The following is a 23,016-nucleotide window of genomic DNA, read 5'->3' on the forward strand; positions in this document are numbered from 1 at the left end:
GTGTCAGGCCGGCCGGCGCGCGACTGCCGCGAGTCCGGTTTGGGCGGGTCCCGGGAACTTCACCGGGCATCCGTAGAGTTAGGGAATCAGGGGGCGCACGCGCCCCTGCTCAAGTGTTGACGAAGACAGGAGCGTGTGCCGTGGCGACTCGGCCCCCGGTGAGCCTGCCGAAGCTGTCCCGGCGGAGCCGGATCCTCCTCATCATCGCCGCGGTGATCGTGCTGGCGCTGCTGCTCGGGGCCCGCCTCCTCGACACGTACGTCGATTGGCTGTGGTTCGGCGAAGTCGGCGCGCGGTCGGTGTTCACCACCCAGGTGGTGACCCGGATCATCTTGTTCTTCGCCGTCGGCCTGCTCGTCGGCGGGGCGCTCGCGACCAGCCTGATGATCGCCTACCGGACCCGCCCGGTGTTCGTCCCGATCTCGGGCGCCGACGACCCGCTCGCGCGCTACCGCTCGGCGATCGTCGCCCGCATCCGGCTCTTCGGCATCGGCATCCCGGTGCTGACCGGGCTGATCGCCGGGCTGTCCGCCCAGGGCGACTGGCAGGTCGTGCAGCTGTTCCTCAACGGCACCTCGTTCGGCCAGACCGACCCCGAGTTCGGCAACGACGTCGGCTTCTACGCCTTCGACCTCCCGTTCTACAACTGGCTGCTCGGCTGGCTGTTCATCACCGTCGTCATCTCCTTCTTCGGCGCGCTGATCTCGCACTACGTCTTCGGCGGCATCCGGCTGGCCGGCAAGGGCGGCCAGCTGGCCGGCCCGACCCGCGCGCAGCTCGCCATCACCGTCGGCCTGTTCGTGCTGCTGAAGGCGGCCGAGTACTTCTTCGACCGCTACAACCTGCTGCTGTCCGACCGCGGCGCCCCGCTGTTCATCGGTGCCACCTACACCGACCTGAACGCGGTCCTGCCCGCGAAGCTGATCCTGCTGTGCATTTCGGTGATCTGCGCGGTCGCGTTCTTCGCCGGCGCGTTCCTGCGCAACCTGCAGCTCCCGGCGATCGCGCTGGTGCTGCTCATCCTGTCCAGCATCCTGGTCGGCGTCGCATGGCCCGCGATCCTCGACCAGTTCTCGGTCAAGCCGAACGCGAACGAGAAGGAAGCGACGTCCATCCAGCGCAACATGGACGCCACCCGCCGCGCCTTCGGCCTCACCGACATCGAGTACCAGCCGTACACCGGCGCCTCCACCGCGACGGCGGACCAGCTGAAGGCCGACACCGGGACGATGTCGAACATCCGGCTGCTCGACCCGAACGTCCTGTCCGACACCTTCACCCAGCGCGTCGGCCGCGAGAACTTCTACGGCTTCCCGGCGAAGCTGGACATCGACCGCTACACCGTCGGCGGCGTGTCGCAGGACTACATCGTCGCGGCGAAGGAGATCAAGACCGAGGGCCTGACCGGCAACCAGACCAGCTGGATCAACAAGCACCTCGTCTACACCCACGGCAACGGCTTCGTCGCCGCGCCGGCCAACACGATCGACCGCGCGGTCAAGGACGCCAACTCCGACGGCGGCTACCCGGTCGCCACGACGAGCGACACCCAGAACCCGAGCGGCGCCGGTTCGCCCGGCCCGAACCAGCCGGGCATCGAGGTCAAGCAGCCCCGCATCTACTACGGCGAGCTGTCGGCCGCGGACTCCGACTACGCGATCGTCGGCGGTACGTCCGGCAACGCGCCCGGCGAGTACGACACCGCGACCGACCGCTACACCTACAACGGCAGCGGCGGCGTCTCGATCGACAACTGGTTCAACCGCCTGGCCTTCGCGGCCGAGTACGGCGAACGCAACATCCTGTTCTCCGACGCCATCGGCGACAACTCGAAGATCATGTACAACCGCGACCCGCGCGAGCGCGTCAGCAAGGTCGCGCCGTGGCTGACCCTCGACGGCGACCCGTACCCGGCCGTCGTCGACGGCAAGATCCAGTGGATCATCGACGGCTACACCACGCTCAACAACTTCCCGTACGCCCAGCAGACCCAGCTCGGCGCGGCCACCAACGACTCCCTCAACGGCGTCGCCCGGCAGGCCAACAGCTCCATCAACTACATCCGCAACTCGGTCAAGGCCACCGTCGACGCCTTCAACGGCACCGTGACGCTGTACTCGATCGACGACAAGGAACCGGTCCTCAACGCCTGGGAAAAGGTCTTCCCCGGGCTCGTGAAGCCCAGCTCCGAGATCTCCCCGGACCTGCGTGCCCACTTCCGGTACCCGGAAGACCTCTTCAAGGTCCAGCGCGAGCTGCTGTCGCGCTACCACGTCAGCAACCCGCAGGAGTTCTACTCGCAGCAGGCCTTCTGGAGCGTCCCGCAGGACCCGACGGCCGAAGGCGCGAGCAACCCGACGGCGGCCGGCGCCGCGAACCAGCCGGGTTACTACGTCCTCGCGGACACCCCGGGCCAGAGCAAGCCGACGTTCCAGCTGACGAGCTCGCTGACCGGTCTGCAACGGCAGTACCTCGCGTCCTGGATGTCGGTGTCCTCCGATCCCGGTGACTACGGGAAGATCCGCGTCCTCCAGCTACCGAGCGCGGCCACCGGGGCCACCCAGGTCGACGGCCCGGTCCAGGTGCAGAACCGGTTCCAGAGCGATCCACGGGTGGCGCAGGACCGGACGCTGTTCAACAACCCGAACGTCACCCCGATCTACGGCAACCTGATCACGCTGCCGGTCGCGCAGGGCTTCCTCTACGTCGAGCCCGTCTACATCCGGCAGCGCAACCAGACCAGCTACCCGCAGCTGGCCCGCGTCCTCGTCTCGTACGGGCCGAAGGTCGGCTACGGCGCGACGCTGCAGGAAGCCCTCGACCAGGTCTTCGGAGCCGGCACCGGCGAAGCCACCACCACGCCACCGCAGGCCGGCCAGCCCACGACCACGCCGCCGACCACCCCGTCCACGACACCGACCACCCCGCCGAACAGCGGCGGCGGCAACGCGGCCTTGGACAAGGCGGTCACCGACATCCAGGCGGCGATCGCGAAGCTGAAGGCAGCCCAGCAGTCGGGCAACTTCGCGGACCAGGGTGCGGCGCTCGCGGCCCTCGACGCGGCGGCCCGGGCGTACGAAGCAGCCAAGTCCGCAACGCCGTCCAGCAGCACCCCACCGCCCAGCAGCCAGCCGGGAGGGTGACCTCACTTACCCAAGTGGGACCTGCTTTGCACCCCGTTGAAACGGTGGCGTAGGGTAGGTCTCACGACGCGGGGTGGAGCAGCTCGGTAGCTCGCTGGGCTCATAACCCAGAGGTCGCAGGTTCAAATCCTGTCCCCGCTACTGGAAGAAGAGGCGCAGCCGATGGCTGCGCCTCTTCTTTTTTGCTCAGGCGAGCCAGCCGTCCACGGAATCCGTTGCCGTGGCGACATAACCGTCCGGGCGGACCAGCACCTCGGTCAGGTCGGGCCACGGCAGCGCGGGCACTCGGGCCACGACGACGTCCGGGTGGGGCGATGCGGACCCGGTCGTGGTCAGCAGGACGAACTTTCCACTGTGGAACAAGTCGCTCACGTGGCCGTCGCCGAGCGGGAAGTCCGGCAGGCGCGCGCCTGCCGGGCCGGGTTCTTCCGACGCGTACCGGATGTCCAAGCCGGACACCATCCCGGACAGCCGGCGGCGGACCTCCGGGATCGCCGCCAGGTCTTGGAAGAGGAGCCGCATCGCGCGCTGTTCCGGGCTCGCCGGGATCAGGGCCGTTTGGGCTGCGACGTTCTGCAGGACCGCTTCCGCCACCGGGCGGCGTTCCGCTTCGTACGTGTCCAGCAGGCCCGCCGGAGCGCGGCCGGTCAGCTCCGCCGCCAGCTTCCAGCCCAGGTTCATCGCGTCCTGGACGCCGAGGTTCAGGCCCTGGCCGCCGGCCGGGAAGTGGGTGTGCGCCGCGTCGCCGGCCAGGAAGACCCGGTCCACGCGGTAGCGGCCGGCCAGGCGGGCGTCGTCGGAAAACCGGGAAGCCCAGCGGATTTCGGCGATTTCGACCTCCTCGCCGAAACTTTCGCGGACCACCGCGCGCACCTCGTCGTCGGTCACCCGCGCCCGCAGGTCCGCCGGGCGGTTCAGCCGGTCGCCGTAGCTCAGCCGGTACAGGTTCGGCTCGTCCAGCGGGATCAGGCCGACGAACGAACCCGGCGCCGCCGCCGACCGCACCAGGTTCCGCATCGACCGCCACTCCGTCGGCGCGCCCGCCGGAGCCGAACGGAACACCACGTCCGCCGAGACGCCGTGACCGCGCCCTTCGAACCCTTCGAACGGCAGGTTCAGCGCCTTCCGCACCGCGCTGCGGCCACCGTCGCAGCCCACCAGGTACGCCGCGCGCACCCGGACGTCGCCCGCCGTGACCGTCACGCCGCCGGCGTCCTGCGTGAAGCCGCTCAGCGCTTGCCCGCGGAGCACCTTCACGCCCTGCTCGGCCAGGCGCTCCTCCAGCGCCGCTTCGACCTGGGCCTGCGGGATGCCCACCTGGTACGGGTGCCGCGTGTCCCAGCCCGCGTAGCTCACCGGGATCATCGCGAAGTGGCCTTCGGGCACGGTCGTGAACGACCGCTGCTCCGCTCGGGCGAGCAGGCCCCGCAGGTCCAGCACCTCCGCCGTGCGCGGCTGCAGGTTCAGCGCCTTCGACAGCCCGGTGCGCGCGGCCAGCCGCTCCAGCACGACGACGTCCACTCCGGCCAGCGCCAGTTCGTTCGCCAGCATCAGCCCGGTCGGGCCCGCTCCGGCGACGACCACGTCCGCGGTCAGCTCGTCCATCCCCAGCTCCTTAACAACGTTAAATTGACCTTACCCGAGGATGCCCTTAACATCGTTAAATTGTCAAGGCGGTACCACGAGGAGAGTCGAAACCATGGCCCTGACCAGGCAGGACATCGCACGCTCGGGGCTGAAGCTGCTCAACGAGGCCGGCCTCAACGGGCTCACCCTCCGGCTGATCGCCGCCGATCTCGGGGTCAAGGCGCCGGCGCTCTACTGGCACATGAAGAACAAGCAGGAGCTGCTCGACGAGATGGCGACGCAGATGTACCGCGATTCGGCGGAGGACCGCCTGCCGCCGGAGTCGCTGGGGGAGTGGGACGCCATCGCGCACAGCGCGCGGGCCCTGCGGCGGATGATGCTGTCCTACCGCGACGGCGGGAAGGTGTTCGCCGGCACCTACCTCGGGGACACCGGCCTGGTCCCGCCGAGCCCGCTGCGCCGGAGCATCGGCGCCGGCCTGGACGAGCGCCGGGCCGCTCAGGCGCTGTTCACCGTGTACAGCTACGTCGTCGGGTTCACCATCGAAGAGCAGGCCGTCTACCCGAAGCCCGGTGAACTGGACGAGCGCTACCGCAGCGAGGAGGCCGGGGACCTGCTCGCCGACGTCGATTCGCGGTTCGAGGACGGGCTCGCCATGGTCCTGAGTGGAGCACGGCTGTGGCTCGGAGTGGCGTAACGCCTGGTCAGCCGGTTGGGGGACCCCGGTGCAAACCCGGTCGCGACCCCGTGTAATCTATTCAAGTACCACAACGGCGCGGGGTGGAGCAGCTCGGTAGCTCGCTGGGCTCATAACCCAGAGGTCGCAGGTTCAAATCCTGTCCCCGCTACAGAGGTCAGAGGCCTGTGTTCGCAGAAAACGCGAACACAGGCCTCTTTCGCATTGTATTGGGGGTCGAACCCCCAAACCCCCGCCAAGAGGGCTTCGCCCCCTTGGATTCCCCGCCGTGGTCCATTTCTTCTGCGGATTCCGCGATGGGAACACCGCGACGGGATGGTTGCGGTGCGTGTCCGGTCTCGGCCAGCCGGGGAAAGCCGCCCGCGGGACTCACCTGCCTGGAGGTGTCGCGGCCGTTCGCGTGCGGCTGGTTGGACCAAAGAACCGCGGCGATGGTTGCGCTGCGTGTCCGGGGTCCACAGTGGACCTGGTCGCATTGGGCCGAACGAGGGGATCTCACTAGCCACAATGGACAGATCTGCTGACCACTGTGGACACAGCGGCCGATAAGTGGGAATGTAGGGGACGTGTCCGAATTGAATGCAACAGCCGCCGCCCTGCTCGGTCTGCTCCACGACGGTCCCGCCACCGGCGGGCAGCTCGTCGCGGGAGCTGGTGAGCGATTCGGCGCCTTCTTCAGCGTCACCCGCAGCCAGGTGTACCGGGAGCTCCCGGCGCTGTCCAAGGAAGGTCTCGTCCGGCTCGGCAAGCAGGGCCCGCGCTCCAGCCAGCAGTACCTGATCACCGCCGCCGGCAAGAAGGCCTTCAAGGCCTGGCTGACGTCCGAGGCCGGTCCCGACCACCTGCGCAGCCCGCTCATCCTGCGGCTCGTGCACGCGGGGTCGTTGACGGCGAAGCAGCGCCAGTCGCTGCTGGAGTCGGCCCGGGCCAGCTACGGCCAGCAGCTCGACGACGCGAAGGCGGCCACAAAGGCGGCCGACGGGCCGTACGAAAAGGCCGTCGCCGAGTTCGCCCAGGCCCAGGCCAAGGCCGCGCTGAAGCTGCTCGACGCCATCCCCGCGGCCTGAGGTTCGCGCGCCCACGACCGGTCCTCGCAACCGGTCGTGGGTTTTGCCGTAACCTTGACAAACGTGAGTGATGAGTTCGACGCGGCACTGAGGGACCTGACCGGCAAGCTGACGCAGATCGAGTCGGTGATGGACCTGGATGCGCTGCGTGCCCAGGTGGCCGACCTGGAGGAACAGGCCTCGAGCCCGACCCTCTGGGACGACCCGGAGGCGGCGCAGAAGGTCACCAGCCAGCTGTCCCACCGGCAGGGCGAGCTGCGCCGGGTCAGTGACCTGCGCCAGCGGCTCGACGACCTCGGCGTGCTGTACGAGCTCGCCGAGGCCGAAGGCGACGCCGGCAGCATGGGCGAGGCCGAGACCGAGCTCGCCGACCTCGGCAAGTCCATCGACGGCCTCGAGGTCCGCACGCTGCTCTCGGGGGAGTACGACGACCGCAACGCCGTCGTCACCATCCGTTCCGAGGCCGGCGGCGTCGACGCGGCCGACTTCGCCGAGATGCTGCTCCGCATGTACCTGCGCTGGGCGGAGCGCCACGGCTACCCGACCGACGTCTACGACATCTCCTACGCCGAAGAGGCGGGCATCAAGTCGGCGACGTTCAAGGTCAGCGCCCCCTACGTCTACGGCACCCTCTCCGTCGAGCAGGGCACCCACCGGCTCGTCCGGATCTCGCCGTTCGACAACCAGAGCCGCCGCCAGACGTCGTTCGCGCACGTCGAGGTGCTGCCCGAGGTCGAAGAGGTCGACCACGTCGACATCCCGGAGAAGGACATCCGGGTCGACGTCTACCGCTCGTCCGGCCCCGGCGGCCAGAGCGTGAACACGACCGACTCCGCGGTGCGCATCACGCACATCCCGACGAACATCGTCGTCTCCTGCCAGAACGAGAAGTCGCAGCTGCAGAACAAGGCCGCCGCGATGAAGGTCCTCCAGTCGCGGTTGCTGCAGCGCAAGAAGGAAGAAGAGCGCAAGGAGATGGACGCGCTCAAGGACGGCGGCTCCAGCTGGGGCAACCAGATGCGCTCCTACGTCCTGCACCCGTACCAGATGGTCAAGGACCTGCGGACCGAGTTCGAGGTCGGCAACCCGACCGCGGTGCTCGACGGCGACATCGACGGCTTCCTCGACGCCGGCATCCGCTGGCGCAAGCAGACCGCAGCCGTCTGATCGGCGCAGCGGGTGTTCGCACGACCGCTCACCGTGCGCGAACGCCCGCTGCTCCACCCGGGTGGACCGGGCAACCGGGGCTTCACGAGACCGGTGGGTAGTATGCCGAATCGTGATCCGGCTCGAAGAGGTTTCCAAGGTCTACAAGACCTCGACGCGGCCCGCGCTCGAGCGGGTGTCCGTCGACATCGAAAAGGGTGAGTTCGTCTTCCTCATCGGTCCCTCGGGATCGGGGAAGTCGACCTTCCTCCGGCTGCTGCTGCGCGAAGAGACGCCGAGCAAGGGCCGCGTGATGGTGTCCAACTTCGACGTCGCCAAGCTGGCCCGCCGCCGGGTCCCCCGCCTGCGGCAGACCATCGGCTGCGTGTTCCAGGACTTCCGTCTGCTGGCCAACAAGACCGTCGCGGAGAACGTCGCGTTCGCCCTCGAGGTCATCGGCAAGCCCGGCCCGACCATCAAGAAGGTCGTCCCCGAGGTGCTCGAGCTCGTCGGGCTCGACGGCAAGGCCGACCGGCTGCCCAACGAGCTCTCCGGTGGTGAGCAGCAGCGCGTCGCGATCGCGCGCGCGTTCGTGAACCGGCCGCTGGTGCTGCTCGCCGACGAGCCGACCGGGAACCTGGACCCCGACACCAGCCAGGACATCATGCTGCTGCTGGAGCGGATCAACCGCACCGGCACCACCGTCCTGATGGCGACCCACGATCACTCCATCGTGGACTCCATGCGGCGCCGAGTCGTCGAGCTGCAGCTCGGCCGGGTGATCCGCGACGACGCCCGAGGCGTCTACGGCATCGGTCGCTGAGACCCGCCCACCCCGCACCGACCCCGACCCCAAGGACCTGCACCCGCCATGCGCGCCAGTTTCGTCTTCAGTGAGGTAGTCACCGGCCTGCGCCGGAACGTCACGATGACCATCGCGATGATCCTGACCACGGCCGTGTCGCTCGCCATGCTCGGCGGCGGCCTGCTGGCCGTGCGCACGATCGACAAGATGAAGTCCAACTTCCTCGCCGACGTCGAGGTTTCCGTCTACCTCACCGACGACATCAGCGCGACGGACAAGAACTGCACCCAGGCGCTGTGCCAGTCGCTGCGTTCGGACCTGCAGAGCAACAACGGCGTCGAGTCGGTCGTGTTCGAGAACCGCGACCAGGCCTACGACCGGTTCAAGAAGATCTTCGAGAGCCAGCCGGAGCTGATCGCGCTCACCGGCCCCGAGTCGCTGCCCGCGTCGCTGCACGTGAAGCTGAAGGACCCGGACCGCAGCGACTCGATCGTCTCGGAGTACGCCACCAAGCCGGGCGTGCGGAAGGTCGACGACCAGAAGAAGTTCCTCGACCGCGTGTTCAACGCCTTCAACGGCGTCCGGAACATGGCGTTCGGCGCCGCGCTCATCATGGCCATCGCGGCACTGCTGCTGATCGCCAACACGATCCAGGTGTCGGCGTTCACCCGGCGCACCGAGGTCGGCATCATGCGGCTGGTCGGCGCGACGCGGTGGTACACGCAGCTGCCGTTCCTCCTGGAGGCGGTGGTCGCCGGCGCGGTCGGTGCGGTCCTCGGGATCATCATGCTGATCATCACGAAGGCCGGTTTCCTCGATTCGGTGTTCACCGGGGACGTGTTCCCGAAGATCACGATGCTGGAGCTGCTGTTCCCGGTCGCGCCGATCCTGCTGGCGGTGTCCGTGGTGATCTCCGCCATCACCGGTTACGTCACGCTGCGCCTGTACGTCCGGCACTAGCGTTTAACCGGCTGCTTGTCCTGCCCGGAATCACGTAGAGTGGTCGTATGCCCAAGGAACGTGGCCAGAAGGTGATCGTGTCGAACCGCAAGGCGCGGCACGATTACTCCATCCTCGACACCTACGAGTGCGGTCTCGTGCTCGTCGGCACCGAGGTGAAGAGCCTGCGCGAGGGCAAGGCGTCCCTGGCGGACGCGTTCGCGACGGTCGACGACGGCGAAGTGTGGCTGCGGAACGTGCACATCCCGGAGTACACGCAGGGCACGTGGACCAACCACACGCCCCGGCGGACCCGGAAGCTGCTGCTGCACCGGCGCGAGATCGAGAAGCTCATCGGCAAGACCAAGGAGAGCGGGCTCTCCCTGGTCCCGCTGTCGATGTACTTCAAGGACGGCAAGGTCAAGGTCGAGATCGCGCTGGCCCAGGGCAAGAAGGCCTACGACAAGCGGCAGACGCTCGCCAAGCGCGACGCGGAGCGCGACATCAGGAAGGCCATGGGCCGCGCCCTGAAGGGCCGGTTCACGGAGTGACGGCGGGCCCGGCTTCCGACGCTGACGTCGCTCGGTGGACGGCGTCGCTCGGCCTGCCGGGCCTGGTCGACCTGCACGTCCACTTCCTGCCGAAACCGGTGATGGACAAGGTCTGGGCGTACTTCGACCAGGCTTCGACGCACTACGGCACCGAGTGGCCGGTGCACTACCGGACGTCCGAAGAGGAGCGTCTGGCGACGCTGCGGTCGCTCGGGGTGACGCGGTTCGCGCCGCTGGTGTACCCGCACAAGCCGGGGATGGCGGAGTGGCTGACCTCGTGGGCGCTCGAGTTCGCGGCGCGGGTGCCGGACGCCGTGCCGACCGGGACGTTCTACCCCGAGCCCGGCGCCGGGTCCGCTGTGGACGGTGCGCTGCGCGCCGGCGCCCGGGTGTTCAAGGCGCACGTGCAGGTGGGCGCGTACGACCCGCGTGACGACCTGCTGAAGCCGGTGTGGGGCGCGCTGTCCGACGCCGGCGTCCCCGTCGTCGTCCACTGTGGACACGGACCGTTGCGGGGCGACTTCACCGGGTTGTCGGTCTTCGAAGAGGTCCTCGCCCGGCACCCCCGGCTGACGGCCGTGCTCGCGCACGCGGCGATGCCCGAGTTCGGGACGGCCTTCGAGCTGCTGGCGAAGTACCCGCGGGTGCACCTGGACACGACGATGGTGGGCGTGCCGTTCGCCGAGGCGATGTCGCCGCTGCCGCCGGACTGGACGGCGCGGCTGGCGGAGTACGCCGGCCGCGTCGTGCTCGGCACGGACTTCCCGAACATCCCGTACTCCTACGCGACGCAGCTGCGGGCGATCGCCGGCTGGGCGGCCGACGATCGCCTGGGCGAGCCGTTCCTGCGGGCGGTCCTGCACGACACCCCGCTGCGGCTGCTCAACGCTTGAGCAGCGCCCGCTCGCTCACCGCCACCGCGCGGCCGAGGTAGCGCGTGCCGATCGCGGTGACCGGGATGTGCTTGCCCGCCAGGAGGAACCCGGCCGTCGCGAGGACCACCCACGGCACCGGGCCGTGCGCGATGCCGTCCGACAGGGGCGCGAACCCGTGCGCGGCCAGGCCGAGCAGGCCGCCGGAAACCAGCAGCCCGGCCACGACCAGCTGCGGCAGCTTCGCGGTGGCGTCGCCGGTGTCGCGCTGCATCTCGAACTGCGCGAACAGCCGCAGCAGGCCGAGCAGCACCAGCCCGCACACCGCGAACCACGCGGGCGCCATGACCAGCCAGAGCAGCGTGCCCGGCGCCGGGGTCTCGTAGCCGAGGCCGTACACCGTCACGCCCGCGACCACGATCAGCGCCGGCATGTGCCAGAGGTAGACGCTCATGAACCGCGCGCCCAGCCAGCTCAGCGCGTTCCCGATGCCCGGCCGCGCGGCGAGCGCGTTGAGCTGCGGGCGGAAGGCGAGCAGCAGGCCGATCTGGCCGACGGCGAGGAAGGCGAGCAGCACGGTCGGCGGGCTCATGTTCGACACCGGCGCGCCGGGCATCCCGATCATGCTGGCCGGGTACGGGCCGAACGCGACCATCAGCGCGGTGATCCCGAACCCGGCGGCCGAGAGCGTGAGGGCACCGCGGCGGGTGAGCGTGCCGAGGCGGCCTTCGACGTAGTGGAACCCGAGCTGGTGGACGGCGACCCAGACGAAGATCGCGTTGGCGTAACCGAGGTAGCCGAGGTCGTTGAAGCGCGCGACGTCGACCAGGATCCCCGCGGCGCCCATCACCAGCGGCACCTTGAGGCCCCAGCGCCGGTGCGCGGCGACCATCAGCGGCGTCAGCAGCACGACGAGCACGTACACGGCGAGGAACCACAGCAGCTGCGCGGCGATCGCGCTGCCGACCTGCAACGGCTGCGGCGGAACGCCGAGGCCGCGCAGGAAGTCCGGGACGACCAGCCAGACGGCCAGCAGCGGCAGCACTGGGACCATCAGCCGCTTGATGCGGGCGGCGAGCCACGTCCGCGTGGATTCCGCGCGGCGGAAGGAAATCAGGCCGGCGGCGCCGCCGGCGAAGAAGACGAGCGGCATCACCTGGCTGAGCCAGGTGACGACCCACCAGCCCGGCGTCGCGAGGGCGTTCCCGGTGGCGAGGTGGCCGTCGGAGTAGGAGAGCACCGGCATGACCCAGTGCTGGGCGATGACGGCGAGGATGGCCCCCGCCCGGACGACGTCGAGGAAGCGGTCCCGGCTCGTTTGCATGCCGTTGAGCTTGGCCGTTCCGGCGTGCCGGAACAGCGGTGCTGACCGGCGTCTTCGGGGTCCTGTTCACCCCCGGTGCGTACGGGGGTTCTCCCTACCTCAGCCCGTCCGGCTCGGGTTCGTGCTGCGTCGCGGAGACGCGGTACTCCCAGCCGTGGTCGGTCAGGCCGAGCTCGTACCGGGTCTCGATCTTCGGCCCACCGTGCAGGTGGATGTGCCGGATCACGGTGCCGGGCACCGGCTCGGCGTCCCCGAGCTCCTGGACGCGGCCGTCGAGCGGGCCGCCGAAGAAGCGGACTTCGTCGGTCATCTGCTCGCTCCTCTCGTCGGCGGGTCCGCTCATGGTAGGTGAGCGGTGCTGGGGGTGCCGCCCGCGGAACGGGTGACCCTGAGTCCACCCTACGGGACTTTTGGTCACCGGCCGCCCGGCCGCGGGTAACTCCGCACGCTCGCGACGGGCGGTCAGAGGAACCACGGGTCGGAACCGCGGTTCAGCAGCCACCACAGGGACGCGTCGACGCCGGAGAGGAAGTCGCGGTCCCCGCCGGGCCGGTGCAGCGCCCCGGTGGCCAGGTGGTGCTCGGCCTCGACTTCCGCGGCCGTCGGCCGGGGCCCGCGCCATCCGCCGCGGAGGACCGGAGTGGACTTCGCGAAGCCCTGCGTCCACCCGAGCGCGTGGATCGCGCCGCGCCGCAGCGCGGTCTTTTCGCTGTCCACGGCGGAGCGGAGCAGCGTCATGACCTCCGCGTCGGCACGCAGCCGCGGTTCGGGGGTGGCCAGTCCCAGCGCCGCCACCACCGCCACCGGGGGCTCCGGCGTCCGCTCGACGATTTCGAGCACGATGCCGGACGGCCACCGGAACACGGTTTCCACGCCGTCGAGCCAGATGTCGGGAGCGTCGGCGGTGCTGCCGTTGCGCCACAGCTGGGCGAAGAAGCTCCCGGCGGGCGAGTCCCAGCCCCAGACGCTCTGCTCCTCCCAGCCGGGGAGGTCGATCCCGTCCTGGAACTCCTGGCCGGGCGGGCGGTCGTGGTTGCGCGAAGCGCTGCTCATGACGACCCTCCCCGCACAGTCCTTGCCTGACGGACGAGAACCTTCGGTCAGCGGCCCAGGTACGTCAGCACCGCGCGGACGCGGCGGTGTTCCTCCGCGCTCGCCTCGAGGCCGAGCTTCGAGAAGATGTTCCCGATGTGCTTCTCCACCGCGCCGTGCGAAACGACGAGCGAGTTCGCGATCGCCGTGTTCGACAGGCCCTGGGCCATCAGGCCGAGGACCTCGGACTCGCGGGCCGTCAGCGCGTCCAGCGGGTTGCGGCGGCCGCGGGCCATCAGCTGGGCGATGACGTCCGGGTCGATCGCCGTGCCGCCGTTCGCGACGCGGCGGACCGCGTCCAGGAAGTCCGCAACGTCCGCGACGCGTTCCTTCAGCAGGTAGCCGACGCCGCCGGCGCCGCCCGAGAGGAGCTCCACCGCGTACGACTCTTCGACGTACTGCGAGAGCACCAGGACCGGCAGGCCCGGGATCTCCTTGCGCGCCGCCAGCGCCGCGCGCAAGCCTTCGTCGGTGAACGTCGGGGGCATGCGGACGTCCACGATCGCCAGGTCAGGCCGGTGTTCCTGCACCGCGCCGAGCAGGTCGTCGCCGTTGTCGACCGCCGCGGCCGTTTCGATCCCCTCGTCGGCGAGCAGGCGCGTGATCCCCGCCCGCAGCAGGACGGCGTCTTCGGCGATGACTACCCGCATCCGGCCCCCAAGCTCGTGGATGAACGGGGTCCAGCCTATTCACCACCGGCAGGGGAGGTCAGCCCGGATCACCGTCGGCCCGCCGACCGGGCTGACGACCGTGATCACGCCGTCGATCGTCGCGGCGCGGTCGGCCAGGCCGGCCAGACCGCCGCCCGGGCGCACCTCGGCGCCGCCGTGACCGTTGTCGGTGATCTCGACGACCACGTGGTCGTCGGTCCGCCACACCTTCACGCCCGCTTCGGTCGCGCCGGAGTGCTTCGCGATGTTCGTCAGCGTCTCGCCGACGATGAAGTACGCCGTCGTCTCGACCGCCGCCGGCGGCCGGGGCTCGACGTCCACCTGGACGTCCACCGGGATCGGCGACTTCGCCGCCTGCGCCGACAGCGCCGCGTCCAGCCCGCGGTCGCCCAGCACGGCCGGGTAGATGCCACGCGCGAGGTCGCGCAGCTCGGACACGGCCAGCTTGGCGTCCGCGTGGGCCTCGTCGATCAGCTCCCGCACCGACTCCGGGTCCTGGTCGAACTTCGACTTCGCGCGCCCGAGGCTCATCGCGACCGCGACCAGCCGCTGCTGGGCCCCGTCGTGCAGGTCGCGCTCGATGCGCCGCCGCTCGGCTTCGGCCGCGTCGACACCGCGCGCACGCGACGCCTGCAACCGCTCGGCCTTCTGCTCCAGCCGCTTCGTGCGGTCCGGCCCCAGCAGCGCGAGCCCCAGCTCACCGTGCAGCCAGCCCAGCCACGGCGTCACCCAGATCGCCATCGGCAACAACACGATCGACGCCAGCGCGATCCCCAGCTCCACGCACGCCAGCGGGAACGCCGCCATCAAGTACGCCAGGTCACGCCACGTCGTCGGATCGCTCAGCCGCACCACCCAGCGGCGCAGCAGCGGCTGCCCCTCCTCGTACGGGCGCCGCTGCGCCGGCGGCAACGGCACCCGCAGCATCGCGCCCAGCCAGCTCCGCTCCCGATCACCCGACCAGCGGACGAAGCTCGTCGTCGCCAGCAGGATCGGGAACCCGATCCACACCACCGCCGTCGCGATCCCCACCGCCAGCCCCGTGACGACCAGCACGAACTGCAGGATCCGGAAGAAGAAGCTGACGATCATGTACACGATCGTGCGAGCCGGGTGCGGCCGCGGGTGCTCCACGGGCAATGCCTCGGTCATCCCGCCACCAGGTTCTTCTCTTCCGCGTCTTCCCACCAGCGCTCCATCCGACGGCGCTGCGCCACGGTCGGCCCCAGCAGCGCGTTCGCCACCCGGGCGTGCATCCCCGCCAGCGCCTTCGTCAGCGCCACCGACAACGCGATGAACAACACCCCCAGCGCCGCCCACGGTAGCGCTTCCACCGTCGAGTCCACGGTCAGCCACCGCACGTCCTCTGCCGGGAAGTAGTACGCGCCACCCGGCAGCCACCGGAAGTAGACCGGCAGCCCTGCCAGCGCCAGGCTCGTCGACCAGAAGACGGTCACCAGCACGAACTCGACCAGGCCGAGCGGGAAGAGGACGAAGAAGTACGTCAGGTCCCGCCACGTCGACGGATCCTTCAGCCGCGCCTTCCACCGGTCCTTCCGCCCCTCGGCGGGCAACGGCAGGTACGGCAGATCGACGTACCGGTCCAGCAACGCGTAGACCCGGGCCCGCTCCAGCCGCGCGGCCCCCCGGACCGCCAGGACCAGCAACGCGAGCAGACCCACACCCACCCACACCACCGCGGTCCCCACCCCGGCCGCCGTGAACGCCGTCAGCAACGCGAACGCCACCACCCCCAACGGCAGGTTCATCAGCAGGAACACCACCGAACCGCCGAACGGCGGATCCCGCCTCTCCCGCACCATGACCAGCTCCCTTCGTCGCCTCAAGGATCGCCTCCGGACCGGCCGGCCGACATGGTGCGCGCGGGCATCCCCGTGGTGGGGCTGGCCCTACCCACCTGGAACAAAAGAGGTGGCGACACGCGTTATGATGGACAGGTTGTGTCCCACCAAGGGGGTGAACGGTTTCGACTTTGGACGTTGATTCAGGAGAAGCGTGCCGGTGCAGGCGAGAGACCACCGTAAGCGTCATCGCAACCAAATAAGCGCCGACTCCAGTCAGCGCGAGTACGCCCTCGCCGCCTGAGCGAGTGCGTCTCTGTCGGCCCGGGTTCGCCTCCGGCCCGGGTACCGGCATCAGCTAGGAGGCTCAGCGGCAGTCCCGGCCACGGGGAACTGCCGTGAAGCAAACAGTGGCTGGGCTCGTCACCTCGGCTTGTTCGCGTGACCGAGGGGGCCAAGTAGAGACGTAGCGGACTGCGCACGGAGAAGCCCTGTTGATACGCCAGAGGACCCGGGTTCAATTCCCGGCACCTCCACTGCGAGAAGGCCCACGCCCCTTCGGGGCTGGGGCCTTCTCTCGTTCTCGGGTGTTTTTCCGGGGGTCGAACCCCCGGGCCCCCGCCAGGCGGGCTTCGCCCCCTGGACCCCTTCTGGGGCTGCCGCCCCTTGCCCCTGCTGCGGTGCGGGTTGGGTGGGGAGGTGCGGGTGGGGGTTAGGGGGTGGCTTTGATTTGTAGGACTTCTGGGGTGGGGCCTGTTGCCGCGTAGCTGCCGGTTATGTGGGTCAGGCCGGTTGTCGGGTCGAAGGTCTGCTTGGTGTTGGTGACGGGGTTGCCGTTCAAGGTCCAGGTGGCGTGGTTGCTGGGCTGGGTCGCCGGTGCTTGCGGCGGAGGTTGGTGACCGTGGGTTTGTCGTCGGTCCACGTTATTTCGGCTCGGTAGGGAGTTGCCTGAACCGTCAGGGTTTTCGAGGCTTCGTAGGGGACTGTGTATGTGACCGTCATCAGCGCGTAGCCGGCGACGTAGAAGCGGTCGTTGCTCCAGATCGGGCCGTAGGTTCCGTCGGTCGGATTGCCGTGGAGGGCCCAGTGGACGTCGTTGGCCTGGCCGGTGGGGTTGTCGATCTCCTGGGGGCAGTTCGCCGGCTGGAGGACCGGCGTCTGGGCGCACGAGGTGAGGCCGGCCTGGACTGCCGTCAGTACTGCCTCGTTGCTTGAACCTGCTGGTCGGGCTCCGCTTTCGGCGGGGATCGCGTCCGCGTCCTCGGGGCTCGGGAGCAAGGCTGCGCCGGCCAGGATCAGGGCGATGACTCCGACCACCTTGAGGACCTTGATCGGAGTCCACGGCGCCGCCGCCGGTTCTGCTTCGGGCGTTTCGGGTCTGGAGACGCCGTGGAAATGCAGATCGTGCGCGGCGCCGACCTGCACCGTGGTCCCGCTGTTGTCGCCGGAGTAGCTGTTCGCCGTGTACGGCCGGTCCCGGCTCGTCGTCGTACGGATTGCTGCTCATCTGCTGGCCCCTCCCCGCCTGACACCGGCCAGGATCAGACAGTCTTACTGGGTCCGGGTGGGGCGGACCACCTTCTTGGGCCGACCGGTGCGGGCCATTGGGCTGGTTGCTGTCGGTGATGGGGCGTGTGCTAATGGGTGTGATGGGGGCCACTTGTGGGTGAAATTTCTGTGAGTGTCATGCTGAGGGCCCGACCTTGGCTCCGCACCCGTGGGGCTGGAAGTAGGTGGCCAGATGACCTGGGCGCGGCACAGTGGCAGCTCGACTGCCCGTGACGAAGACAGTCGGATGGGGGTCCTGCGGGCCGAGGAGGCGGAACGGCTCGCCGCGGAGCACTGTCGGGCTCTCGTTACCGTTGCCGGGCACTCCTCCGATGCTCGGGAGTGCACCGAACTGCTGGACATGCTCGGGCTCGACGCCGGGTTGTGGCGGGGGCGGTAGGCGTTCACTTCAGGTCCGCTACGTGGACCACCTTGTTCCGCCCCGTCGCCTTCGCGTGGTACAGCGCGGTGTCCGCCGCGTCCAGGAGGCGCTGGAGTGACGTTCCCGCCTGCGGGTAGACCGCCGAGCCGATCGACACCGACTGGCCCGTGATCGACAACTGTCCCACCGGGACGGTCAGGGCGCTGATCGCGCGGCGGATGCGTTCGGCCACCGCGCCGATGTCGGGCTCGGTGATGCCCGGGAGCACGACCACGAACTCCTCGCCGCCGAATCGGCCCACCGCGTCTCCGCGGCCGCGGACCGCCGAGATGATCGCCTGGGCCACCGCGCGCAGTACCGCGTCGCCCGCCAGGTGGCCGTACGTGTCGTTCACCTGCTTGAAGTGGTCCAGGTCCAGCATCAGCAGGCCGAACGTCGAACGCTGGCGGGCCGCGGCCGCCAGGGTGCGCTCGGCCAGTGCGTGCCAGCCGCTCGTGTTGTACAGGCCCGTTTTCTCGTCGCGGTGGGCCGCCACCTCGAGCTGCTTCACCAAAACCGTGCGGTGCAGCAGCAACACCGGCGGCAGCGCCAGCAGGACCAGGCCCGGCAACGTCGCCAGCGCCAACGCGTTCAGCGCGCCCAGGCACAGCGTCGCCACTTCCAGGCCGTTGTCCGACCACGTGCCGAACAGAGCTTCCGGGGACCGGCCGACTTCGTGCCGGGCCGGCAGCACCAGCAGGGCGTTCACCACGAAGAACGTCGCGCCCGCCGCGGCCAGCGCGAACGTGCCGCCCCAGCCGCGGGGCAGCGCCGTCCGGATGTCGGGGACCACCGCCTGGGCCGCGTAGCACGACAGCAGGATGATGGCCGCGTTGCTGACCGTCCGCGACGCCGGCACCCGCTGCAGGCGGTACCAGCTGCGGATCGCCAGGTGCGCGTACAACCCGCCCACCAGCACCGCCACGAGGGGCGGGGGCAGGAGCAGGACACCCGCGAACGTCCAGACCGACGTCATGTTGATGTGCGGCGTTTCCGACACGCGACGGCGGATGCGCTCCACGCGCCGCCCAGCTTCCGACTGGAGGACGCCGAGCACCAGCAACGTCGTCAGGACGAGCAACGTCCGGCGGTCCACCGCGACCGGGTACGGGCGCAGCGTCAGGGCCACCGCGGCCGCCTCGGTCAGCAGGCAGTAGACGACCACGCGGGGGCGTTGGCGCCACAGCGCCCAGTGCCGCGGTGCCACGAGGACGTCACGAAAGCGTGGTCCGGAGCGCGGGATGCCACCGCCGGTCCGCATACTCATGGTGTCCGGCCGGTGACGGAGACGGTTCGGCCCGAGGTGGCGAAGGGAGGCGCGCCATGTGCGGACGCGACAACTGAGGTCATGGTCCCGCCAGCCCGGCCCGGCGCCACGCCCTCGCGATCGGCACGGCCACCGCGGCACCCGCCGCGCCGGCCACCGCGATGGTGTGCGCCGGGCTCAGCACTTCGGCCAGCGCGCCGGCCGCGGCGGCGCCGAGACCCTGCACCGTGATCAAGCCCGCGGAGTTCACGCCCGCGCACTGCGCGCGGTGCGCGTCCGGCACCCGGCGCATGAACGACACCGTGCCCTGGATGTTGTAGCCCGTCGCCAGCAGACCGGACGTCGCCAGCAGCAGCACCGACAGCACCAGCCCCGGCCGGAAGGCGAACAGCACCAGCGGCAGCCCGGCCGCGATCCCGAGCCGCCCGAGCAGCCGCGTCTGGACGTGCTCCGGGACCCACTTGCCGAACACGACGCCGCCGAGCACGCTGCCCGCCGGGTCCGCCGCCATGAGCAGCCCGACCAGCGTCGCGCCCGCGCCGATGCCCGCCGCGTACGGGGCGGCCAGCGCCTCCGGCACGATGTAGAACCCGGCCAGCCAGTTGAGCGCGACCAGCGTCCGCAGCGCCGGATCGCGCCGGATCAGCCGGATCCCGGCGCCGGTCGCCGACAGCCAGGCCGGGCGGGCCGCCGCCGCGGCCGCGGCCAGCCGCCGGACACCCGTGACCAGCAGCGCCGCCGAAAGCAGGAACGTCACCGCGTCCAGCGCCAGTGCCGTGGCCGGCGTCAGCGCCGCGATCAAGACCCCGCCGCCGGCGAACCCGGCCAGCTGCGCGCCCTGGATCGTGACGTTCCGCAGCGCCATCCCGACCAGGTACCGCTCGCCTTCGAGCACCGACGGCAGCAGCGCCTGCTGCGCCGCCTTGAACGGCCCGCCCAGCGCCGTCAGCACCGCGACCAGCGTGCACAGCACCCACAGCGGGACGCCGGGGACCGCGATGACGGCGACCAGCGCGGCCCGGGCCAGGTCCGCCGCGACCATCACGTCCCGGCGCGGCCAGCGGTCGCCCGCGCCGGCCAGCAGAACGCCGCCGAGCAGCGATGGCACGTACGTCAGGGCGTAGGTCAGGCCGGTCAGCGCCGCCGAGCCGGTGCGCTGGAAGACGAGGACCGCGAGCGCGACGCGGGCGAGCTGGTCGCCGCAGATGGACAGCAGCTCGGCGCTCCACATCGCGCGGAACTCGGCGACGGCGAGCACGGCGCCGAAGCCCACCTTCGTCACGCGTGCGTCGTCCATCGGTGGCGCCCCTCGAAACCCCTGTTCAGCCAAGGTAATCACCGAACGGAGTGGAATCGAGCCGTTCGGTGACAGTTACCCTGTTCGCAGCAGCGCGTCAGCCCGGGTGGCCGCCGATGCGGGTTGCGTGAAGAGCGGGTCTTGTTCAGAATGAGAGCATGTTCAATTCAAATGAACATGCTCTCTCGTTGAACGCGGAGAGCTTTCCGAGTCTGCTGCGCGACCTGCTGGGCGAGCTCGGGCTTCGCAGCGAGTTGCTCGCCGCGGATGACGCCGAGCGGGAGGGAAACGGGCGAGGAGACGCTGTGCTGCGTCTCGCGACGAGGGCCGGCGCTACCCGGACCTACCTCGTCGAGGTCAGACACCGGTTGACGCCCGAGCTGGCCACCAGTATCAGCGTGCCCGCACGACTCCCGGCGTTACTGGTCGCCAGCTATGTCAGCGAGCCGGTCGCCGAACGGCTGCGCGCCAGGGGGATCGACTACGTGGACACGGCGGGCAATGCCCACCTCGCGTGGGACGACGTTCTCGTCGACATCCGCGGGCGCCGCAAACCGGCCGTTCCACGGTCGAGAACGTCGCCAAGCGGGTCCGGCGCCTTCGGCCGGGCGGGTCTCCGCGTCCTGTTCGTCCTGCTCAGCTGGCCGGAAATGGCAGCCCGGCCCTATCGGGTCCTGGCCGAAGCGAGCGGGGTCTCGCTGGGCACCGTCAAGACGGTGATCGACGAGCTCACCGCAGCCGGCTACCTCTACCAGGGCGCGGAAGACCGCCGTCTCGCTCGCGGCGGCGAGTTGCTCGACCGCTGGTCGGAGGCGTACTCGATCACCCTGCACGGCTCGCTCGCCCTGGGCGAGTTCTCCGTCGACGACCTTTCGTGGTGGCCGGATTCGGAATCCGAGATGCGCTCGCTGGGGATCCAGGTGGGGGGCGAGGCCGGAGCCGGTCTCATCGACCCGCACCTGAGGCCTGCCTCGCTGACGCTCTACGCCGGACAGCTCCCCGCCCGGCTGATCGGCCGGCATCGCATGGCCCAGGTCGAAGGCAGGGGGAACGTCCACATCCGGAAACGGTTCTGGCACGTGCCCGGTGCCGAGTCCTGGCTGGTGCCCTCCCCGTTGATCTACGCTGACCTGCTGGCCTCGGGGGACCCCCGCCAGCGCGAACACGGAGATCGGATCAGGACGATTGATGATCGACTTGTCCGCCTCGGCGGATCCTGAAATCCTCCTCGCCGCCAGGACGCTCGCCCGAGTCGACGTGGCGGCGCGCACGGCCGGACTGGACTACCTGGTGGTCGGCGCGACAGCGCGCACGATCCTGTCGATCGGGCTCGTCGGACGGCCACCCGAGCGAGCCACCCGCGACGTCGACATCGCCGTCAGGGTGTGCACCTGGGGTGACTTCGAACGGCTCGTCGGCGAGCTCGACAGGCAGGGCACCAGCGTGCACTCGTTCCTCGTCGAGGGAGTCGAGGTGGACGTACTGCCCTACGGCGGCATCGAACGGGAAGACCGCACCATCCTCTGGCCCGACGACCATCGGATGAACGTCCGCGGCTTGAGCGAGGCGGTGGCATCGGCCGAGACCGTCCTGCTGCCCGGAGGGCTCGCCGTCCGAGTCCCTTCGGTGCCCGCGCTGGCTTTGCTCAAACTGCTGACCTGGTGGGATCGGCACGTGACCGACTCACGTGACGCGATCGACCTCGCCACGATGATCTCCTGGTACTCGACCGGGCCCTACCTGGATCGGCTGTACGAAGAGGAACTGGAACTGCTCGGCCGGTACGACTACGACCCGGCTCTCGCCGGTGCTTGGCTCCTGGGCTCGCAGGTGCCCGGGCTCCTCGACGACGAGGGGAAGGACGCGCTGCTCCGGATCGTCGAAGACGGTGACGCGCTGGCCAGGCTGGCCAACGACGCGCGGGCACCTCGGGCTCCGGAACTGATGCGGGCGTTGGGGGCCGGTATTCGCGACGCGGCCCGGTCCTGACCGTCAGCCCGGGTGGCCGCCGATGCGGGTGGTCAGCTCGGCCGCCGTGGCCGCCACTTCCGTGGCCAGGTCCGGCCACGTCTCCTCGCACGGGTCCGTCTCGCAGTGGTGGCGGACCGTCACGCTGATCGCCGCCAGTGGGCGGGCGCCGTGGTCGAAGACCGGGGTGGCCACCGAGGCGAAACCCGCTGTGACGTGGCCGTCTTCGACCGACCAGCCGAGGCGGCGCTCCGCGGTGAGCGTGCGGCGCAGGTCGGCCAGTGTGGCGGGGCCGCGGCCCGTGCGGAGGACGAACGCCGCCGCCGAGGGGAACAGCGCGCGGACGTGCGGGGCGGGGAGGTGGCGGAGGATCGCCCGGCCGGAGGCCGTCAGCTGGCCCGGCAGCCGGACGCCGACCTCCGTCACCAGCGTTTCCGGGCGGAGCGGGCGCTCCTTGATCAGGTACAGCGACTCATTGCCGTGCAGCACGCCCAGGTGCGCGGTGTGCCCGACGCGGTCGACGAGCTTGCGCAGCAACGGCCCGGCCAGGCGTTCGAGGGGGTCGTGACGCAGGTACGCCGAGCCGAGCTCGAAGGCCGCGATGCCCAGGCCGTACCGGCGTTCGGCGGGCAGGTGCACGACGAAACCGGCGGCTTCGAGCTCGTTGAGCAGGTGGTACGTCGTCGAGCGGGGGAGGCCCGCTTCGCGCGCGATCGCCGCCGCCGTCACCGGGCCGGGGCGCGTCGAGAGCAGGCGCAGCACCGCCAGCCCGCGGCGCAGCGCCGGGACCTCGCTGCTGTCGCCCACGGCCCGAGCCTA

The 23,016-nt window shown here is 70.1% G+C and carries 21 protein-coding genes, 2 tRNA genes and 1 other RNA gene; 13 read left to right on the forward strand and 11 right to left on the reverse strand.

Annotation, left to right across the window (positions count from 1 at the left end):
* Positions 1 to 140: 140 nt before the first annotated feature.
* Complete coding sequence (locus AB5J73_RS18585) at positions 141 to 3,143, forward strand: UPF0182 family protein (RefSeq protein ID WP_370970931.1); 3,003 nt, start codon at positions 141 to 143, stop codon at positions 3,141 to 3,143.
* A 67-nt stretch (positions 3,144 to 3,210) separates the two neighbouring features.
* Positions 3,211 to 3,284 (forward strand) — tRNA-Met (locus tag AB5J73_RS18590).
* Positions 3,285 to 3,329: 45 nt separating this feature from the next.
* On the opposite strand, the gene AB5J73_RS18595 is transcribed toward AB5J73_RS18590, so the two are convergent.
* Entirely contained in the window at positions 3,330 to 4,748 is a 1,419-nt protein-coding gene (locus tag AB5J73_RS18595) for an FAD-dependent monooxygenase (protein ID WP_370970932.1), read from the reverse strand.
* Between the two features lie 94 nt (positions 4,749 to 4,842).
* Here AB5J73_RS18595 and AB5J73_RS18600 point away from each other — a divergent pair, with 94 nt between their 5' ends.
* The 8 genes from AB5J73_RS18600 (at position 4,843) to AB5J73_RS18635 (ending at position 10,828) form a co-directional block, all read left to right on the forward strand.
* The gene (locus AB5J73_RS18600) at positions 4,843 to 5,427 is read left to right on the forward strand and encodes a TetR/AcrR family transcriptional regulator C-terminal domain-containing protein (RefSeq protein WP_370970933.1); all 585 of its coding nucleotides are present in this window, start codon (positions 4,843 to 4,845) and stop codon (positions 5,425 to 5,427) included.
* A gap of 77 nt (positions 5,428 to 5,504) precedes the next feature.
* Positions 5,505 to 5,578, forward strand: a tRNA-Met gene (locus AB5J73_RS18605).
* A gap of 415 nt (positions 5,579 to 5,993) precedes the next feature.
* Entirely contained in the window at positions 5,994 to 6,494 is a 501-nt protein-coding gene (locus AB5J73_RS18610) for a PadR family transcriptional regulator (protein ID WP_370970934.1), read from the forward strand.
* 63 nt (positions 6,495 to 6,557) lie between these two features.
* On the forward strand, positions 6,558 to 7,661 hold the full coding sequence (gene prfB, locus AB5J73_RS18615; protein ID WP_370970935.1) for a peptide chain release factor 2: 1,104 nt from the start codon (positions 6,558 to 6,560) through the stop codon (positions 7,659 to 7,661).
* 112 nt (positions 7,662 to 7,773) lie between these two features.
* Positions 7,774 to 8,463, forward strand: a complete 690-nt coding sequence (ftsE, locus tag AB5J73_RS18620; RefSeq protein ID WP_003082104.1) for a cell division ATP-binding protein FtsE — start codon at positions 7,774 to 7,776, stop codon at positions 8,461 to 8,463.
* A 48-nt stretch (positions 8,464 to 8,511) separates the two neighbouring features.
* Positions 8,512 to 9,405 carry a permease-like cell division protein FtsX gene (gene ftsX, locus AB5J73_RS18625; RefSeq protein ID WP_370970936.1) on the forward strand — a complete coding sequence of 298 codons (894 nt, stop codon included), beginning with the start codon at positions 8,512 to 8,514 and terminating at the stop codon, positions 9,403 to 9,405.
* 47 nt (positions 9,406 to 9,452) lie between these two features.
* A complete protein-coding gene (smpB, locus tag AB5J73_RS18630) occupies positions 9,453 to 9,935 on the forward strand; it encodes an SsrA-binding protein SmpB (RefSeq protein WP_086849338.1) in 483 nt (160 codons plus the stop codon).
* Positions 9,932 to 10,828 carry an amidohydrolase family protein gene (locus AB5J73_RS18635; RefSeq protein WP_370970937.1) on the forward strand — a complete coding sequence of 299 codons (897 nt, stop codon included), beginning with the start codon at positions 9,932 to 9,934 and terminating at the stop codon, positions 10,826 to 10,828. Before smpB ends, AB5J73_RS18635 begins: the two co-directional genes overlap by 4 nt.
* Here AB5J73_RS18635 and AB5J73_RS18640 read toward each other — a convergent pair.
* The 6 genes from AB5J73_RS18640 to AB5J73_RS18665 all read right to left on the reverse strand — a co-directional run bounded on the left by AB5J73_RS18640 (position 10,818) and on the right by AB5J73_RS18665 (position 15,717).
* Positions 10,818 to 12,131 (reverse strand): acyltransferase, encoded by a 1,314-nt coding sequence (locus AB5J73_RS18640; RefSeq protein ID WP_370970938.1) that lies wholly within the window; start codon positions 12,129 to 12,131, stop codon positions 10,818 to 10,820. The two genes, AB5J73_RS18635 and AB5J73_RS18640, sit on opposite strands and share 11 nt — an antisense overlap.
* Before the next feature lie 94 nt (positions 12,132 to 12,225).
* The gene (locus tag AB5J73_RS18645) at positions 12,226 to 12,441 is read right to left on the reverse strand and encodes a hypothetical protein (protein ID WP_370970939.1); all 216 of its coding nucleotides are present in this window, start codon (positions 12,439 to 12,441) and stop codon (positions 12,226 to 12,228) included.
* A gap of 152 nt (positions 12,442 to 12,593) precedes the next feature.
* Complete coding sequence (locus AB5J73_RS18650; protein WP_370970940.1) at positions 12,594 to 13,184, reverse strand: HEAT repeat domain-containing protein; 591 nt, start codon at positions 13,182 to 13,184, stop codon at positions 12,594 to 12,596.
* Positions 13,185 to 13,231: 47 nt separating this feature from the next.
* Positions 13,232 to 13,873, reverse strand: a complete 642-nt coding sequence (locus tag AB5J73_RS18655) for a response regulator (RefSeq protein WP_370970941.1) — start codon at positions 13,871 to 13,873, stop codon at positions 13,232 to 13,234.
* Positions 13,874 to 13,912: 39 nt separating this feature from the next.
* Positions 13,913 to 15,046, reverse strand: a complete 1,134-nt coding sequence (locus AB5J73_RS18660) for a sensor histidine kinase (protein ID WP_370970942.1) — start codon at positions 15,044 to 15,046, stop codon at positions 13,913 to 13,915.
* Positions 15,043 to 15,717 carry a sensor domain-containing protein gene (locus tag AB5J73_RS18665; protein WP_370970943.1) on the reverse strand — a complete coding sequence of 225 codons (675 nt, stop codon included), beginning with the start codon at positions 15,715 to 15,717 and terminating at the stop codon, positions 15,043 to 15,045. Before AB5J73_RS18665 ends, AB5J73_RS18660 begins: the two co-directional genes overlap by 4 nt.
* Before the next feature lie 150 nt (positions 15,718 to 15,867).
* On the opposite strand from AB5J73_RS18665, the gene ssrA reads away from it, so the two are divergent.
* Positions 15,868 to 16,235, forward strand: a transfer-messenger RNA (tmRNA) gene (ssrA, locus tag AB5J73_RS18670).
* A gap of 298 nt (positions 16,236 to 16,533) precedes the next feature.
* Here ssrA and AB5J73_RS18675 read toward each other — a convergent pair.
* The 3 genes from AB5J73_RS18675 to AB5J73_RS18685 form a co-directional block, all read right to left on the reverse strand.
* The gene (locus AB5J73_RS18675; protein WP_370970944.1) at positions 16,534 to 17,121 is read right to left on the reverse strand and encodes a hypothetical protein; all 588 of its coding nucleotides are present in this window, start codon (positions 17,119 to 17,121) and stop codon (positions 16,534 to 16,536) included.
* Positions 17,122 to 17,648: 527 nt separating this feature from the next.
* A complete protein-coding gene (locus AB5J73_RS18680; protein ID WP_370970945.1) occupies positions 17,649 to 18,872 on the reverse strand; it encodes a diguanylate cyclase in 1,224 nt (407 codons plus the stop codon).
* Between the two features lie 139 nt (positions 18,873 to 19,011).
* Positions 19,012 to 20,229 (reverse strand): MFS transporter, encoded by a 1,218-nt coding sequence (locus AB5J73_RS18685; RefSeq protein ID WP_370970946.1) that lies wholly within the window; start codon positions 20,227 to 20,229, stop codon positions 19,012 to 19,014.
* Positions 20,230 to 20,387: 158 nt separating this feature from the next.
* Here AB5J73_RS18685 and AB5J73_RS18690 point away from each other — a divergent pair, with 158 nt between their 5' ends.
* Positions 20,388 to 21,449 (forward strand): type IV toxin-antitoxin system AbiEi family antitoxin, encoded by a 1,062-nt coding sequence (locus AB5J73_RS18690; RefSeq protein WP_370970947.1) that lies wholly within the window; start codon positions 20,388 to 20,390, stop codon positions 21,447 to 21,449.
* Entirely contained in the window at positions 21,418 to 22,218 is an 801-nt protein-coding gene (locus tag AB5J73_RS18695; RefSeq protein ID WP_370970948.1) for a nucleotidyl transferase AbiEii/AbiGii toxin family protein, read from the forward strand. The genes AB5J73_RS18690 and AB5J73_RS18695 overlap by 32 nt, the downstream gene beginning before the upstream one ends.
* Positions 22,219 to 22,221: 3 nt before the next feature.
* On the opposite strand, the gene AB5J73_RS18700 is transcribed toward AB5J73_RS18695, so the two are convergent.
* Positions 22,222 to 23,004 carry an IclR family transcriptional regulator gene (locus AB5J73_RS18700; RefSeq protein ID WP_370970949.1) on the reverse strand — a complete coding sequence of 261 codons (783 nt, stop codon included), beginning with the start codon at positions 23,002 to 23,004 and terminating at the stop codon, positions 22,222 to 22,224.
* Between the last annotated feature and the right edge of the window lie 12 nt (positions 23,005 to 23,016).

This window comes from Amycolatopsis sp. cg9, from assembly GCF_041346945.1.
In the GTDB taxonomy this organism is placed as follows: Bacteria; Actinomycetota; Actinomycetes; order Mycobacteriales; family Pseudonocardiaceae; genus Amycolatopsis.

Coding starts and splice junctions, on each gene's coding strand:
- AB5J73_RS18595 (WP_370970932.1), bottom strand. CDS start 4,748: ATGGACGAGCTGACCGCGGACGTGGTCGTCGCCGGAGCGGGCCCGACC.
- AB5J73_RS18600 (WP_370970933.1), top strand. CDS start 4,843: ATGGCCCTGACCAGGCAGGACATCGCACGCTCGGGGCTGAAGCTGCTC.
- ftsX (WP_370970936.1), top strand. CDS start 8,512: ATGCGCGCCAGTTTCGTCTTCAGTGAGGTAGTCACCGGCCTGCGCCGG.
- smpB (WP_086849338.1), top strand. CDS start 9,453: ATGCCCAAGGAACGTGGCCAGAAGGTGATCGTGTCGAACCGCAAGGCG.
- AB5J73_RS18640 (WP_370970938.1), bottom strand. CDS start 12,131: ATGCAAACGAGCCGGGACCGCTTCCTCGACGTCGTCCGGGCGGGGGCC.
- AB5J73_RS18645 (WP_370970939.1), bottom strand. CDS start 12,441: ATGACCGACGAAGTCCGCTTCTTCGGCGGCCCGCTCGACGGCCGCGTC.
- AB5J73_RS18650 (WP_370970940.1), bottom strand. CDS start 13,184: ATGAGCAGCGCTTCGCGCAACCACGACCGCCCGCCCGGCCAGGAGTTC.
- AB5J73_RS18655 (WP_370970941.1), bottom strand. CDS start 13,873: ATGCGGGTAGTCATCGCCGAAGACGCCGTCCTGCTGCGGGCGGGGATC.
- AB5J73_RS18660 (WP_370970942.1), bottom strand. CDS start 15,046: ATGACCGAGGCATTGCCCGTGGAGCACCCGCGGCCGCACCCGGCTCGC.
- AB5J73_RS18665 (WP_370970943.1), bottom strand. CDS start 15,717: ATGGTGCGGGAGAGGCGGGATCCGCCGTTCGGCGGTTCGGTGGTGTTC.
- AB5J73_RS18685 (WP_370970946.1), bottom strand. CDS start 20,229: ATGGACGACGCACGCGTGACGAAGGTGGGCTTCGGCGCCGTGCTCGCC.
- AB5J73_RS18690 (WP_370970947.1), top strand. CDS start 20,388: ATGTTCAATTCAAATGAACATGCTCTCTCGTTGAACGCGGAGAGCTTT.
- AB5J73_RS18695 (WP_370970948.1), top strand. CDS start 21,418: ATGATCGACTTGTCCGCCTCGGCGGATCCTGAAATCCTCCTCGCCGCC.